Consider the following 14,325-nt stretch of genomic DNA (forward strand, 5'->3'; position numbering starts at 1 on the left):
ATAGCCGAACAGCGTGTCGAGGTCGTGGCTGGCGGCGGTCGCCTGCGCATATTGCGTGCTCTTCAGATCGGTGTGCACCGCGCGAAGGCCGAAGTTGCCGCGCACCGCGTCGCCGTCGCGGCCAAAGCCCGCCATGGCATAGAGCGCAGCCGTCTTTTCGGTCAACGACCAGCTTTCCGGGGCGTAGAAGTCAAAGTTCCGGCCGCCCGCATTGTTGTCCAGGAAGTCCTGCACCTTGTCCACGTCGGCCAGCGGATAGGTGGTCGCGCCAAAGAAGCTGCCATAGCCGCGCGGCGTGAAGCCGTTGTTGAACACCGTGCCCAGCCCGATCAGGTTGGTGCCGGAGTAAAGGCCGTTGCCGCCCCAGGAATAGGCCTGGTAATCCACCGACCGCTCATGCCGGGCATAGCGGCCGCCGACCTTGATCGACGACAGCAGGCCGTCCAGCTCATATTCGGCGTCCAGCTTGCCGTAGAATTCCTCGTCGGGGGACTTGATCGCCCCACCCCAGGACCAGCTGTAGAAATTGTCGAGATAGGCCGGCGATGTCAGGTCGGTCGAAAGGCCGGGATAGCTCACCTCGGCATGCTTGCCGGCAAAGCTGTAGGCCGCGCCCGTATCCCAATAGGTTTCCCAGGCGAAGGTGTCCGTCGTCGCCCCCATGCCCTTGGTGTAGCCGATCTGGCCGGTGAAGGTCAGCCGGTCGGACGCTTCGAACCGCCCGTCCAGGTTCGCCACCCAGGTGGAGCTGTAGGCCTTGCGGAAGATGTCGTCCTGCACCCGGCCCTGCACCGCGCTGCCATCCGCCGTGGTGGCGTTCCAGCTGGCGGAGGTGAGATAGCCGTCCTTCACGCTATAGCTTCCCAGCGCATAGCCGCCGGTGCCGGGCGTGGAGTTGTTGCCGATCAGCCGGCCCGTCCACAGCATGGAGTTCACATTGACGTTGTCGGCGTCCATGCGGGTATAGATCCCGTTGGCGACCAGCTCGATCCGGTCGCTGGGCTGCCATTGCAGCGTCAGGCTGCCGCCCTTGCGGACCCGCTTCTGGGTGAAATAGGCCGAGCCGATCAGGCTGGGATAGGCGACCGTCTGGCCGGTGCCGTTGAAATTCTGCGCCACGCCATAGCCCAGGAACTCCTGCCCGTCCCGGCGGAAGTTGCGCTCCTGCCAGAAGCCGGACACGAGGACGCCGAAGGTCTCGTCGGCATTCTTCCAGCTGACGACGCCCGACAGGTTCGGGCTGAAATCCGTCGTCATCGTGTTGTGCACAAGCTGCGCCGAGGCGTTGACCGTGCCCGATTCCAGATCCAGCGGACGGCGGGTGACGATGTTGATGGTGCCGCCCACGCCGCCTTCCTGCAGGTCGGCCTGCTGGCTCTTGAAGACCTTCAGGCTGCCGACGATCTCCGACGGCAGCAGGCTGAAGTTGAAGCTGCGCCCGCCCGACATCTGGTCCAGCACGAACCAGTCGCCGGTGGCGACGGAGTGGCCGTCCAGCAGGGTGAGGTTCAGGCTGGGATCGGTGCCGCGGATGGTGACGGACTGGTTCTCGCCAAAGCCGCCCGAAGCGGACGACCCGGTCACGACGTTCACGCCCGTCAGGCGGCCCAGCGAGTCCGCCACATTCTTGTCGGGGAACTTGCCGATGTCCTGCGCGGTGACAACTTCGGAGACCAGCACCGAATCCCGCTTCGCATCCAGCGAGGCCGCGATCGAGGCGCGAAACCCGGTGACGACGATCGTCTCGCCATCGGCCGGCGGCGCATCCTGCGCCAGCGCCGGAGTCGCGGCGGCCAGCGCCAGCAGGCTCACCCCGGAAAATTTCAGAAGCCCTTCGGCAAAAATCCGCTTACCCATCGCCTTCACTCCCTTGATGGCCTGGCGCCTTGCCGACGCCATGTTCAATCAGATGCCAATATGCTGCCAATTAGTCCCCAAGGCAGCGATTATGCCCGCATTGATGCCAGATTGGCATGGCTTGGCAAGTCCAAAATTCACGAAACTTTCATGTTGGCGCAAATTTGGTCTTGAAGTGGTATCTTCGATGCGCTTAGGGTCTGGGTCATGGGGCAGGAAAGGCAATCGATGCAGGATCAGGCGGCGCAGCGGTTTGTGGAGCGGATCGGCCCGCTCGAACCGGATTCGGCCCCGCTCTACCTGCAGCTGAAGCGCCTCATCCAGGACGCCATCTCCACCAACCTGCTCCGCGCCGGAGAGGCGCTGCCGCCCGAGCGCGATCTCGCGGACACGCTGGCCATCTCCCGGGTGACGGTCCGAAAGGCGTTCGAGGGCCTTGTCGATGCCGGGCTGCTCGTGCGCCGGCAGGGTGCAGGCACGTTCGTCGCGGAACGGGTGGAAAAGAATTTCGCCGCCATCTCCTCCTTCAGCGAGGACATGCTGGCCCGCGGGCGCACGCCCCGGTCGGTCTGGATTTCGCGCACCGAAGGGCAGGTCACGCCGGAAGAGGCGCTGGCGCTTGGCCTTTCGCCGGGCTCCGCCGTGTTCCGCTTCACCCGCATCCGCTACGCCGACGATATCTCGATGGCGCTGGAATATTCCACCATCCCCGCCTGGGCGCTGGACAGCGCCGAAGCCGTGGCGGAATCACTCTACGATGCGCTGGGCGACCGGCGACCGGCCCGCGTGCTGCAACGGCTCCGCGCCGTCCTCTTCCGCGAAGATCAGGCCCAGCTGCTGGGGATCGAGGCCGGCTCGGCCGGGCTCGAGATCGAGCGGCGCGGCTTCGCCCGCGACGGGCGGACCGTGGAATTCACCCGCTCCTGGTATCGCGGCGATTCCTATGATTTCGTGGCCGAACTGGTCGCGCCGGACGGGCAATGACATCCGACCGGACCCTGATGTTCCTGGAAGCGGCCGAGGCCGGACAGGTCGTCGCGCGCCAGCTCGCCGCAAATGCCGCGCCGGTCGCCAGGGCCGCCGCCCGGCTGAAAGCCACCCCGCCCGACCTGCTGCTGACGCTGGCGCGCGGCAGCAGTGACAACGCCGCCACCTTCCTGCGCTATTGGGCGGAACGGCGGGCCAGCGTGCCGACGGGGTCCTTCTCGCCCTCGACCGCGTCCGTCTATGGCGCAACCCCCGCGCTGTCGCGCGCGCTCGCGGTCGCCGTCTCGCAGTCGGGCCGCAGCCCCGACCTGCTCGCCGCGGCAGATGCCCTGCGCGACGGCGGCGCGCTGCTGGTGGCGATGGTGAACGACGAAGCCTCGCCGCTCGCGGCCGGCGCCGATATCCTGCTGCCGCTGCTGGCGGGGCCGGAACGCAGTGTCGCCGCCACCAAAAGCTTCATCGCCTCGCTTGCGGCCATGCTGCATCTGGTCGCCGCCTGGTCGGAGGATGCGGGGCTGGCGGCGTCGCTCGCCACCCTTCCCGCCCGCCTCGATCGCGCCTTCGCACTTGACTGGTCAGCCGCCCTGCCGCGGCTGGTGACGGCCGATCACCTCTATGTGGTCGCGCGCGGCCCTGCGCTCGGCGTCGCGCAGGAAATGGCGTTGAAGATCAAGGAAACCTGCGGCTTCCATGCAGAGGCGTTCAGCGCCGCAGAGGTGAAGCACGGGCCGATGGCGCTCGTGCGGGATGGCTTCCCGGTGCTGCTGCTGGGCCAGCAGGATGAATCGCTCGGCAGCGTCATGGACCTTGCCGCGCTGTTTGCGGCGAGCGGCGCCACGCTGCTCACGGCAGGCCTGCCCCCCGGCTCGCCGGGCGTCGCGCTGCCCGTGCTGGATGCGCCGGCCGAACTTCAGCCCATCCTGCTCGCGCAAGCCTTCTATCGCCTCGCCAACAGCCTCGCGCTGGCGCGCGGCCGCAACCCCGATACGCCGCCCGGCCTCCGCAAGGTGACGGAAACCCTGTGATGTCCACGGCCTTCCTCAACGGATCGGTTCTGACGCCGGCCGGCCTCCGGCCGCTGGCGCTGCGCACGGAAGGCGGCCTGATCGCGGCCCTCGGCGCAGATGCCGAGGCCGCAGCGGCAGACGACCGCATCGATCTCGACGGCGACCTTCTCGTCCCCGGTTTCCTCGATATCCAGGTAAACGGCGGCGGCGGGGTGCTGTTCAACGACGACACCACGGTGGACGGCATCGCCCGCATCGCCGCTGCCCACCGCCGCTTCGGCTCCACGGGCATCCTGCCCACCCTCATCAGCGACACGCCTGACAAGGTGGCAGCCGCGCTCGACGCCGGAGACGCCGCGATCGCCGCCGGCGTGCCGGGAATCCTCGGCATCCATGTCGAAGGCCCGTTCATCAGCCCGGCCCGCCACGGCATCCACCGGGAAGACAGGCTCGGCACGCTCTCGGAAGACATGCTGGCCGTGCTGACCCGCCCGCGTCGCGGCAAGGTCCTGCTCACCGTCGCGCCCGAAGTGGTGCCGCCTGCGCTCATCGCCCGGCTGAAGGCCGCGGGCGTCATCGTGGCGCTGGGCCATTCCGATGCCGACTGGGCCACCGCCCGCGCCGCGCTGGACGCAGGCGCCAGCGGCTTCACCCATCTCTACAACGCCATGTCCCAGCTCACCAACCGGGCGCCGGGCATGGTCGGCGCCGCGCTGGAGGACGAGGCGGCCTATGCGGGCATCATCGTCGACGGCCACCACATCCACCCGGCCAGCCTCCGCATCGCGGTGCGCGCCAAGGGCGTGGGCCGGCTGATGCTGGTGACCGATGCCATGCCCAGCGTCGGATCCGATGCGCCCGATTTCCAGCTGCAGGGCCGCACGATCCGGCGCAGCGGCGATGTCCTCACCTCCGATGACGGCGTTCTGGCGGGCTCCACGCTCGACATGCTGACGGCCGTGCGCAACGCGATGGCGCAGGCCGGGCTGACCTTGGCCGAAGCCGTGGCGATGGCGACCACCAGCCCGGCGGCGTTCCTGGGCCTTCCAGCCCCGCTGCTGGCGCCGGGCCACGCGGCCACGATGCTGCGGCTGTCACCCGATCTCAGCCTCAGGTCGCTCTGGATCGACGGCCGGCCGGCCTGAACAGCAGCCGCGCCCGCGAAACCGGCGCACTTCTCGATTTCGGAAGGAAATGGTGGGCGCGGCAAGGATTGAACTTGCGACCACTGCGATGTCAACGCGGAAACCCAGCGCCAACGCAGTGATAAACACCGCATTTCCAGTGCCATGCAGTGCAATGGCGCACTAGGGCGCGCATATTCGGAGGTTCACGCCGAACCTAGGGGAACTGTGTTTCCACCTCGTCCCGTCTGCGGTATGGTGCGGCAGTTGCGGCGGTCGCCCTACTTCGGCCACCCTTCCAGCAGGCGCGCGGTTCGCAGCGCACAGTCCAGATAGAGGTCGATCAGCCGACTTTCGCGGATGCTGGCGGGCGTTCCCTTTGGCTCAGTCGGCAGGGGCTTGCAGGCGCTCACTGGCGGTGGCGGCAAGCTGGCGATTGGCGGCTTGCCGCTGGGCTTCGAGCAGGCGCTCAGCATCAGCAGACAGGCAATTGCCATCAGGGCGGGCTGCGACTTCACGAACAATCCTTTCGCGGATAGGCGCTGTCTCGCGCTCGTAGGTGTCGCGGCGCTGTTCATCGGCGGCGTCCAGTTCAGCGCGGCGCTTGTCGTATTCGTCGCGCCACTTCTGGCGGGCGACCTGTTCCGCCGCCTCGCACTCGGCGCGGCCACGATCCCGCGCCTCGGCGAGCTGGGCGCGATACAGCAGCAGCAGCGCGATCACGGCGAGCCCTCCCGCAAGAGGCTTCCAGAAGCGGCGGAGGAACAGAAGAACCGACATCAGCGCCCCCACAGCCACTTGACGATGCGATCCGCGAGCCACGCGCCCAACAGCAGCACCAGCGTTCCCATCAGCCCCACAGCCAGCAGGAAGCCGACAGCGACGGCCCATGCCGCGCCCATCGCCCAGCCCGTCACCGAAACGCCCTCACGGCCTTCAGCGTCGCCGTCCGCCGCTGCGCCGCCTGCAACATCGCCGGGCCGTTCACCTTGCGCGTGATGGCGTCCCACTCGCCCGCGTCGGCCAGCGCAATGCAGCCTCGCGCCGCGAAGAACCAGGCCGCCGTCAGCGCCGCGTGAACCGGCTCCTGCACCAGCTCCGGCCGCGCCTCATAGGGCTGGCCGATCCGCTGGGCTGCCTCTGCGTAGTTCGCCCGGCCCGTGAGTTGCTTCAGCCCGCGCCCACGATAGCGCCAGCCGTCGCCGCTCGCCTCGTCGCCGTTGCCCAGCTTCCCGGCATAGACGAGGTTCGCCAGCGCCATCGGGTTGCGGACGTAGCGCGCCGGATCGCGCTTGCCGGGGCCGAACCGCGAAGGCCACACCGCCACCAGCCGCGCGGGCGAGGTATAGAACAGGTTTTCTTCCAGCCGCGTGAACCCGGCGGATTCCACCATGATCTGCCCGATGAGCGCGCCAATGCGGTTCGCGGTCGTGATCCCGTATCGGTCGCACGCGGCTTCAAGCGGCACAGCCCATGCCTTCGCGGCCGTCGGGGTCAGCCCGGCGGCAATCAGGCGCTCAACTGTCATCATAGCCACTTATCCTTGAAGCCGCGTTTGATCAGGTCACGCGTGTGGCGGGCGTATCGGCAGGCGGCGACGCGCATCACGGCAAACGTCACCATCAGCACGCCGACGCTCATCAGGAAGAACTCAGCCATTCGGCCCTCCTTCGCCGTCCAGCGGGTCAAGGCCGCCGTCGCCCACCCTGCGCCGCACGAAATCGCGCATGGCCGACATGGCGAACGGGAAGCCGACGCCGCCCGCGATCATGCCGCTGAACATGGCGACATAGGGGGAGCCGCCGCTGGCCATGGTGGCCATCGCGCCAAGGCCGGACAGCGCCGGGAAGCTGGACGCCTCCATGATCAGGAACCAGCGCCGGCGCAGCCGCCACGCCTCGAACGCCTTTACATCGGTGGGCGGCACGGGCTGCTTGCCCAGCACATGGCCCACGCGCGCCAACAGGATGATGGCCGCACCAAGGGCGGAAACCCGGTAATATTCGATGAACGCAGCCCAGTCGAAGCGCTCCATCAGCGTCCCCCATTGTCCACAGGTCCGACCCCGTTGGTGAGAAGCAGGCCGACCGCCCATTGGGCGCGGGCCAAAAGGATGACCGAGACCAGCAGGCCAACCGCGATCTGTCGCAGGCGCATCATTGCACCGGCTCCCCCGCCAGGAACTGGGCGTGGCGCGCCTGTGTCAGCACGCCAGCCGCCAGCATCCCGTTCGCAGTGCTGATGTGCAGCGGGCTGTTCACGCGCTGCGGCATCCCGAAGGCGATCAGCAGCAGCCAGCGCAGCGGAATCGCACGCACCGCTGCATCGGCATGGTTCACCAGCGCCTCGATTTCCGCAGCCGTCAGCATCCGGCCCATGCGCGGCCCGTCCACCAGCGGCACGTCCACGAAGCCGCGTTCCGATGGGCTCCAGATCGTGAGCGGCGGCTCCATCATGGCGCTGCCGGGCATCTTCACGATCCCCTCGCCTGTCTCCGCCGTCTCCACCTCGCCGCGCCGCAGCTCCGCGCCGGTTTCCAGATCGAAGATTAGGAACATCGGTCAGACCCTCAGATAGCTTTCGGCCGCGACGGCCGTTGCGTTCACGCTGCTTCTGGTGCCGGTGGCGCGCACCTCGTAGCGCACCCCTGTCGACCCGCCGTTGCTGATTGTTCCGCTCGCTTCGGCAATCGCCACGTCGCCCGGGCCGCCGCTGTCCGGCGTTGAGGTGCCGAAGCTGGTCCATGTGCCGCCCTCCACTCGATATTCCAGGCTGATGTCCACGGTGCAGGAACCCGACAGGTTGGCGCGAAGCTGGGCGTCCACGGCAGCCGATTGGCCGGCGCTCAGCACGATCGGAATCACGGCGCTGGTGGCGAAACCAAGTGCGACTTGCTGCCGGAACGCGGCCTGAGAAGTCGCCTCGAAGCGGGTGGCCGCCTGCCATGTGTAATTGCTGCTGCTGTTCGGCCGGGTGCCCATGGACAGCCAGATCGGTTCCGCGCCGGCCGGAACGCTGCCGGTGTCGCCATACCAGCCGCCCGGCACGCCAGAACTCGCCGCCGGGGTGGAAGGCTGCGCCGAGCTGCGCTGATAGATCGGACGCACGCCCTCGCCGTCGTCTCCCCTTGCTGACCTTAGCCGCCATGTGCTGTTGCTGGTGGCTGGCAGCGTCGGCGGCCCATTGAGTGCGGTCTTGGTGTGGTCGAGTATGCAGCCCCAGGTTGATCCCTGATCCTGCACTTCGTCGCCAACCAGAATGGAGGCGCCGAGCGACAGGGCCGCCCAGTCGCCAATATCGACATTCCGCGTAACTGTGGTCAGCACCTGATAGGCCGGATCCAGCCGGTAATCGAACGGCGTGGGTTCCAGCGCCTCGATTGGTGAGAGCAAGCCGCCGTCGTCGTAGAGGTCTGGGTCCTCTTCCCGCAGCACCACAGGCACGATGCCGTCCGTCCGAACGTCCATCTCCATCACGCGGAACAGCTTGTTGGCCCAGCCGCGCTGGGTGAAGCTCAGGCGGACAATGCTGTTCTTCTCGGCCCGCCATCCGGTTGCCTGCAGCTCGCAGCGGAAGGTGCCGCCATAGATGTTCCGGCGCAGACGCAGCCCGGCGAGGCGCTGGGCCTGACTGGCGGATTGCACCAACGGCAGGTCGAAGGTGTCGATGCGCTCGATTCCGTCGATGCTGGCCGCCTCGGCCTGGGGAAAATCGACCAGCTGGTAAAGCGCCTCGTTCGAGGCATCGGTGTAGCCACCGCGCACAATGTTGACCGTGTCCTCGATCGGCGCAACCGGCGTCCACGCGAAGTCGCCCAAAATATCGTCGTCGTCGAAGTCCGCGACCGGGAACGCAAGGTCGTTGTGGAACACGGTCAGGCGCAGCCGGCCGTTCATGTCGTCGAGGTCGGCGTTCATGCTGGCCTTCAGCATGTCCAGCACGGACCCCGGCGCGTCGCCCTCGCTCCACACGCCATCGACGCGATAGCGCGGCTCGGTTCCGCCGCCGGGCTTTGCGACGGCCTCGTCGCAGATGTTCGCCGCAACCGCGAAGCTCTCCATGTCGATGCGGTTCTTGGGGATGCCCTTGCCGACGGAGAGTTCGCCGTTGATCCGCCAGCCCAGCAGATAGAACAGCATGGCGATGGCCGGGTTCCGGCAGTGGGCGCCCCATGTCCATGTCGCCTGATTGTCTGCCCGGTGCGCGCCGCTGCCGCCCGGCACGGTGCTGTCCTGCCGGGGGTCATACATCCGCGCGCCCTCTCCCCGGATGGTGATCCGGTTCGTGACGCCTTGCGCAAACGGGCTTTCGGCCTTGCTGCTGTTCCCGGTCAGCTTGTAGCGCAGATAGACATAGGCGCAGCCGGTGTAGCGTCGGGCTGAGCCCATGCGCGCGCTGATGTTGATGGCGTTCCCGGCGTTGCCCTCGAGGATTGGCGTGACGACAAGGTAGCCCGAATATTTGGAGGTGACGCCTCCGGCGAGCGACCATGCCATCTCGTCGTCGAACCAGATTTCATTGATGGCGTTTACGGCGTGGGCGGCGACCACGATCCAGCTGTGCAGATAGGTCTGGTCGTCGGTGAATTCCTGATCGCGGATATCGGTGTTGAGCGCCGTGGCGCCGACGGCGGATTTGCGCGGCGTCCGAGGGTCGATGTTAGCCCGCAGCCGGTCGGCGTTGGCGCGGCTCACCCCCAGCTTGGGCCGTGGCGATAGCATGGACGCGCCGACCGCGAATCCGAGGCTGATGGCCGAGGACACCAGTGCCCCCGCAATGGCGGTGGACAGAGCGGTCGCCGTTCCGCCCGCCAATGCGGCGGCGAGGCCGGCAGTTGCTCCGGCGGTGTAGACGGTCAGCACGATCGCGCCAGCGACGAGCGCCACCTTCAGGAAGGTCTTGACCGCCTTACCCATTGGCGGCCTCGCCCACGGCCCATGCGCGCGTCCAGTGCCGCCGCTCGATCTGGATCAGTCCTTCGCGCATCACGGCCATGCCGCTATCGGCCAACCGCTCTTCGCCCACGAACAGCGCCACGCGCCCCATACAGACGCCGAGGCTGCCGTTGTGCCACACGAGGTCGCCGCGCCCCGCCTGTCCCACAGGCTTCGGTGTGAAGCTGGCGTTCACCGTGCGCAGCAGCGTGCCCTGCCCCAGCTCCCGCAGCGCCCGGGCTGAGCCGGTGCGGCTGTCATAGGTGCCGCGATAGGCCGCCGCTGCGTCATGGCCGGTGATGGCCGCCGCGCAAGCCGTGGCGAACAGGGCGCAGTCCCACTCGCCCCACCGGAACGGGCGGTCGAGATTGTCCGCGATGAAGTCATGGAGCCTGCGCTCCCAATCCGGGAAGCGCGCCGTCATCGCAGCTGGTGCCAGATATTGTCGCTGTCGCGCTTGGCGCCAATCGGCAGGCCGGACAGGCTGCCAGCGCTGGAACTGCCGCCATAATTTCCGTTGGCGATCGCAATGGCGGCCCGCGCGCTCAGGTCGCCCGCGTCATACCGCTCCTGGTCGAGATAGGTGCGGTTGCTGGCCGACGAGAAAGCCGCGAGATAGCTTTCGATGGAGCAGGTCAGCACCTGCCCACCACCTTCGCTGCTGTGCGTCATCTGCACGATGCGGCCGGTGTAATAGCTGTGGAATCCGCCCTGCTGCACGTTCGCCGAGTTGCGGATCACGCGCCACAGCCGCGCCTCCCGGCCGCGCCAGTTTGCCGGGTCGGCCACGATCGCCAGCAGGTCATTGTCCAGCCCCGGCAGGCCAGAAATCTTGATCTGCACCGTCTCCGAGCCGCCCTGCCCGTAGCGGACGGACGAGACATCGACGATGTCGCCATTGATCCCGAAGAACTCGTAGCCGTCGAGGTCGGGGTCGCCGGAGCCGGAGACCATGATATCCGCGCCGGAGGTGTTGGAGCGGAGCGGGTCGCCGACGATATCGAGCCAGACGAAATAGACCGGCCGGATGACGTCGGCGGACAGCGCCGCGCTTGCGGTGGCATCGGGCAGGCTCACCGCGCTTCCTCGACGTCGAATGCGATCTGTCCGATGCCTTCGGACCATGTGATGGCCAGATCGTCATCGGCCGGGCTGAACGGCATGAATGGTGTGCGCGAAATGATGGTCGCGCCGGCGACCGGGCTTTCCGTCAGTGCCGGCCGGAACGAGGCTGTCGCCTTGCCCGCCGCATCGGTGGCCAGCAGAGCTTGCAGGCACACGGTGCGGAACCGGCCCGATGGCAGCGGAATGGTGAGGAATTGACCTGCGTCCAGAAGGGTCTGGCTGATCGCGCTCGATGCAATGTCGAGGGTGTAGCCCGTGGCCCCCACCTCATCCACGAAGATGCCGCCACCGGGATGCTCGGCGCATGGCAACGGCATGCGAAACCAGTTCTCCGGCCCGCCAAGCGCCCAAAGAAACGCGCGCCACTGCCGTTCCTGCGCCTCGGTCGAGAGCAGTTCGATGCTGACAGCGCCGGACCACAGTTCCGCGCCGGGCAGGCCGATTGCCTTGCTGGCGCCTGTCCACAGCGAGCGGTTGCGCTGCGTCGGGGTGCGCAGACGCAGGCTGTCAATTCGCATCGCAGCAGGATCGGGAACACCCACCTCGGCCATGCCCTGTCATGGCCCGGCCGGCAGCCCCCCGTTACCGCCGTCAGATGCGCGGGCGGCTCAGCCGCGCCGTTGTCTCGCGCGCGGATGCGTCGATCAGGGTTGGGGCGGCCCCGCGCACGACTTCCACCGCGACGCCCGCGCTCACGGACTGGATGCGCGCATCGATGTCGCCGGACAGCTCAAGCCGCACAGTCGCCACGCCACCGCCAGCCGCGCCGCGATAGGCGGACTGGTTGACCTGCCCCGCCATGTTGGCCTCGATGAAGCCCGCGAGGAAGCCGGTGTCATTTTTGGGGGCCTCACCTGGCTTGCTGGGGACGTGGTTGCGCCCAGACACAGCCCCCCTGGTGATCGAAAGTTGCGCCTCAACCGCGATGGCCTCCGCCCCGGCAAACAATCCCTTGGTGACTTGCCGCTCCATTTCAGGACCGGACAGCCTCCGCAGTCTGGCAACGTGGGCTTTTGCGCCTTTCAAAGCCATGCCCAAGTCTCCCCTCGGTGAATGTTGCCGACAGTCTCAGCATCAACCCCAAAGCGGATGCCAATCTCTCGCTGAGTGGCCGTGCCTCTGAGCGCCCGAATCTGAAGCACATCCGCCTCTGTCAGCTTGGCTCCTGCCACTCGCTCTCCTTTTGCCTCCGTGCCATGAGTCTGCCGATCAGCCGCATTTTCTGTAGGGGTCGCCCAGTAAAGATGGCGTGGGTTGACACACCCTTCATGCCCTTGTCCGCAGGCGTGCGCGGCTTCATGACGGGCAGAAGGTGGCTCGCCATGCGCAAGAATGCACATCGCTCTGTGCGCCTGCGGAGAGATATCGCGGGCCACCCGGCCCCGGCCGTCACGCCCAATCGCAAACGGCCACTTCAAGCAGGCGTCGCTGGCGTGCCCGACATGCGCGCGGAGCCATGCTGAAGGCTCTCCCCATGCGGCTCTTTTCGTGCCGCCCCCGGGGTCTCCGTGCCTGCGAAGCCGAAGGTAGTGGGCATTGCAATACCCGCGACGTCCAACAGCCCGAACCTTGCCGCAGCCATCAACGCTGCATAAAACATCGTCAGCCATAATTGCCTCCCATATAGGCACTGTGGTCAGGGCCGGGCGGTGCGCTAACACCGTTCCGGCCCGCTCTTTCTGCCCGAATCTCCGCGCTTTTGCAATAACTTCGCCCGATCTCGCGCTGAGCCGAGGGGCTCGCCAGCCGCCTAAGTCTCGCCGCATGCGCCTTTGCGCCTTTCAGCGGCATCAGGTGTAAGGCCCGCCGCTGAACAGCAGGAACGGCGCGCGCGTCGGGTCGTAGGTGCCAAGGTTCGGAATCCCCGCCGCCCCGTTCGCGTCCGCCACACTGGCCGCGCGCAGCAGCAGCTTCGGCTTCGATCCCAGCAGCCCGACAAGCCCGCTGCCCGGCGTGCCGTCTCCGCTGTCCAGAAACTGGCTCGAAAACATCTTGGCGTTGTCGAACTGGGTGAAGTCCGGCATCGGCGTCGAGTCATTGCCCCAGTGCATCACCAGATGATGGAAGCCCCAACCCGCCATCACCTCCGCACCCGTGCCGTTCGCCATCAGGTTCGTATTCGCGCCGATCCGCTCCGCCGGGCTGACCTTGGTGCCGTCCAGGTTGTCGCCTATCGCGTTCCCGCGCAGCGTCATCTCGTTATAGTTCACCAGCGCCTGCACCGCGCCGCGCGCCGGGTCGTCCATCACCGTCACGCCATCGTCGCCATAGGTGGGCGTCGAAACCCGAAGGTCGAGCGCGAGGATGAACAGCATGTCCTTGCTGCCGACGAAGGTGCGCGGGTTGTCCCATTGCAGATAGATGTTGCTCGTCTGGCCGCTGCGGAACCGGATATGCCCGCTATCCGTCACCCACAAATCCCACTGGTTCGAGCCGGTCGAATTCAGGATGCAGAAGCTGCCATTCGGCGGCTGCACTGCTGGCATCCGCAGCTTGGCCGCAATCACCAGCCAGTTGAAATCCTCCGACGCCGTGCTGGCGTTGCTGCTGCGGCTGAACGCGCCGCCTGCCGGGTTCATGACAAGGCTGGTGGTGATGTCGGCGGTCAGAACGTCCAGATAGCTGTCCGTCCCCGCCACCGTCACCGTGGCCCGGTTCAGCACCACAGGCGACAGGCCCGCGTCGGCTTCCAGTTGCAGCCACTCGCCTACTGCCAGTTCGCCGGGGTCGGTATTCCAGCTTGCCGCCGACAGCCCCGCAATTGAAGCCGCCTTGCGCCACCGCGTGCCCACCGAAACGCTCACCGGCTTGGGCTGATGCCCATAGAACAGTTGGCGCGGCCCGCCCGTCGTCGTCGCGCCGAACGCCTGATCGCTCGCAGGCACAAAGGGGAACAGCACCGGGATGCTGTCCGTGTCGAAGCTGCGGCCCAGCCAGTCCACAGACTGTTCCGTATCCCCCAGCGCGCCCCGGCCCTCATGCGACGCGCCCGGCAGGCTGGTGTAGCATTCCAGCAGCTTCTCGAACGTGTCCATGAAGGCATAGGTGCCGGGGCTGGCAAAGCCGGTGGTGCCGTTCGGGATCTCCAGCATGTCGCGGCGCGCAATCTGCTGCGACAGGTAGAAGTTCGACGCGGTATAGACGATCTCGCTGTCCGCCGCCTGCGCCCCGATGCTGTCAGCCCGGCCCCGCGCCCCGCCGCTGTAGCGCGGCCCCAGCATCGTCACCCGGTGCGACCGCCACTTGCTGAACCACTTCGAGACAATGCCGTTCGTGGCCCCGCCGCGCTGG

Annotated in this window: 16 protein-coding genes; 3 read left to right on the plus strand and 13 right to left on the minus strand. The window is 67.2% G+C overall.

What is annotated here, in order from left to right; translation table 11 throughout:
• A partial coding sequence (locus tag ACE3O8_RS09610; protein ID WP_374389175.1) for a TonB-dependent receptor occupies nucleotides 1–1,857 on the minus strand: 1,857 nt, incomplete at its 3' end.
• Between the two features lie 207 nt (nucleotides 1,858–2,064).
• Here ACE3O8_RS09610 and ACE3O8_RS09615 point away from each other — a divergent pair.
• From ACE3O8_RS09615 to nagA, 3 genes are read left to right on the plus strand one after another with little or no spacing between them, the layout of a single operon-like run.
• Nucleotides 2,065–2,841: a GntR family transcriptional regulator gene (locus ACE3O8_RS09615; RefSeq protein ID WP_374389177.1), complete on the plus strand. Its 777-nt coding sequence runs from the start codon at nucleotides 2,065–2,067 to the stop codon at nucleotides 2,839–2,841.
• Nucleotides 2,838–3,869, plus strand: coding sequence for an SIS domain-containing protein (locus ACE3O8_RS09620; protein ID WP_374389179.1), 1,032 nt, complete (start codon nucleotides 2,838–2,840; stop codon nucleotides 3,867–3,869). Before ACE3O8_RS09615 ends, ACE3O8_RS09620 begins: the two co-directional genes overlap by 4 nt.
• Nucleotides 3,869–4,996, plus strand: a complete 1,128-nt coding sequence (nagA, locus tag ACE3O8_RS09625; RefSeq protein ID WP_374389181.1) for an N-acetylglucosamine-6-phosphate deacetylase — start codon at nucleotides 3,869–3,871, stop codon at nucleotides 4,994–4,996. The genes ACE3O8_RS09620 and nagA overlap by 1 nt, the downstream gene beginning before the upstream one ends.
• Before the next feature lie 363 nt (nucleotides 4,997–5,359).
• Here the strand turns inward: nagA and ACE3O8_RS09630 are convergent, their stop codons facing one another.
• From ACE3O8_RS09630 to ACE3O8_RS09685, 12 genes are all read right to left on the minus strand, one after another.
• Nucleotides 5,360–5,755, minus strand: a complete 396-nt coding sequence (locus ACE3O8_RS09630; protein WP_374389183.1) for a hypothetical protein — start codon at nucleotides 5,753–5,755, stop codon at nucleotides 5,360–5,362.
• Nucleotides 5,755–5,892 (minus strand): hypothetical protein, encoded by a 138-nt coding sequence (locus ACE3O8_RS09635; RefSeq protein ID WP_374389185.1) that lies wholly within the window; start codon nucleotides 5,890–5,892, stop codon nucleotides 5,755–5,757. Before ACE3O8_RS09635 ends, ACE3O8_RS09630 begins: the two co-directional genes overlap by 1 nt.
• A complete protein-coding gene (locus tag ACE3O8_RS09640; protein WP_374389187.1) occupies nucleotides 5,889–6,503 on the minus strand; it encodes a glycoside hydrolase family 19 protein in 615 nt (204 codons plus the stop codon). The genes ACE3O8_RS09635 and ACE3O8_RS09640 overlap by 4 nt, the downstream gene beginning before the upstream one ends.
• On the minus strand, nucleotides 6,503–6,634 hold the full coding sequence (locus tag ACE3O8_RS09645) for a hypothetical protein (RefSeq protein ID WP_374389189.1): 132 nt from the start codon (nucleotides 6,632–6,634) through the stop codon (nucleotides 6,503–6,505). The genes ACE3O8_RS09640 and ACE3O8_RS09645 overlap by 1 nt, the downstream gene beginning before the upstream one ends.
• Entirely contained in the window at nucleotides 6,627–7,010 is a 384-nt protein-coding gene (locus ACE3O8_RS09650; RefSeq protein ID WP_374389191.1) for a hypothetical protein, read from the minus strand. The genes ACE3O8_RS09645 and ACE3O8_RS09650 overlap by 8 nt, the downstream gene beginning before the upstream one ends.
• A gap of 121 nt (nucleotides 7,011–7,131) precedes the next feature.
• Complete coding sequence (locus ACE3O8_RS09655) at nucleotides 7,132–7,533, minus strand: hypothetical protein (RefSeq protein WP_374389193.1); 402 nt, start codon at nucleotides 7,531–7,533, stop codon at nucleotides 7,132–7,134.
• Between the two features lie 3 nt (nucleotides 7,534–7,536).
• On the minus strand, nucleotides 7,537–9,891 hold the full coding sequence (locus ACE3O8_RS09660) for a phage tail protein (protein ID WP_374389195.1): 2,355 nt from the start codon (nucleotides 9,889–9,891) through the stop codon (nucleotides 7,537–7,539).
• Nucleotides 9,884–10,333 carry a hypothetical protein gene (locus tag ACE3O8_RS09665; RefSeq protein WP_374389197.1) on the minus strand — a complete coding sequence of 150 codons (450 nt, stop codon included), beginning with the start codon at nucleotides 10,331–10,333 and terminating at the stop codon, nucleotides 9,884–9,886. The genes ACE3O8_RS09660 and ACE3O8_RS09665 overlap by 8 nt, the downstream gene beginning before the upstream one ends.
• Entirely contained in the window at nucleotides 10,330–10,986 is a 657-nt protein-coding gene (locus ACE3O8_RS09670; protein ID WP_374389198.1) for a hypothetical protein, read from the minus strand. Before ACE3O8_RS09670 ends, ACE3O8_RS09665 begins: the two co-directional genes overlap by 4 nt.
• A complete protein-coding gene (locus tag ACE3O8_RS09675) occupies nucleotides 10,983–11,585 on the minus strand; it encodes a hypothetical protein (protein WP_374389200.1) in 603 nt (200 codons plus the stop codon). Before ACE3O8_RS09675 ends, ACE3O8_RS09670 begins: the two co-directional genes overlap by 4 nt.
• A 40-nt stretch (nucleotides 11,586–11,625) precedes the next feature.
• Entirely contained in the window at nucleotides 11,626–12,066 is a 441-nt protein-coding gene (locus tag ACE3O8_RS09680; protein ID WP_374389202.1) for a hypothetical protein, read from the minus strand.
• A 758-nt stretch (nucleotides 12,067–12,824) separates the two neighbouring features.
• Nucleotides 12,825–14,325, minus strand: a 1,501-nt coding sequence (locus tag ACE3O8_RS09685) for a hypothetical protein (RefSeq protein WP_374389204.1), incomplete at its 5' end; no start/stop codon positions are given.

Origin of the sequence: Sandaracinobacter sp. (assembly GCF_041909755.1) — a bacterium.
Classification (GTDB): Bacteria; Pseudomonadota; Alphaproteobacteria; order Sphingomonadales; family Sphingomonadaceae; genus Sandaracinobacteroides.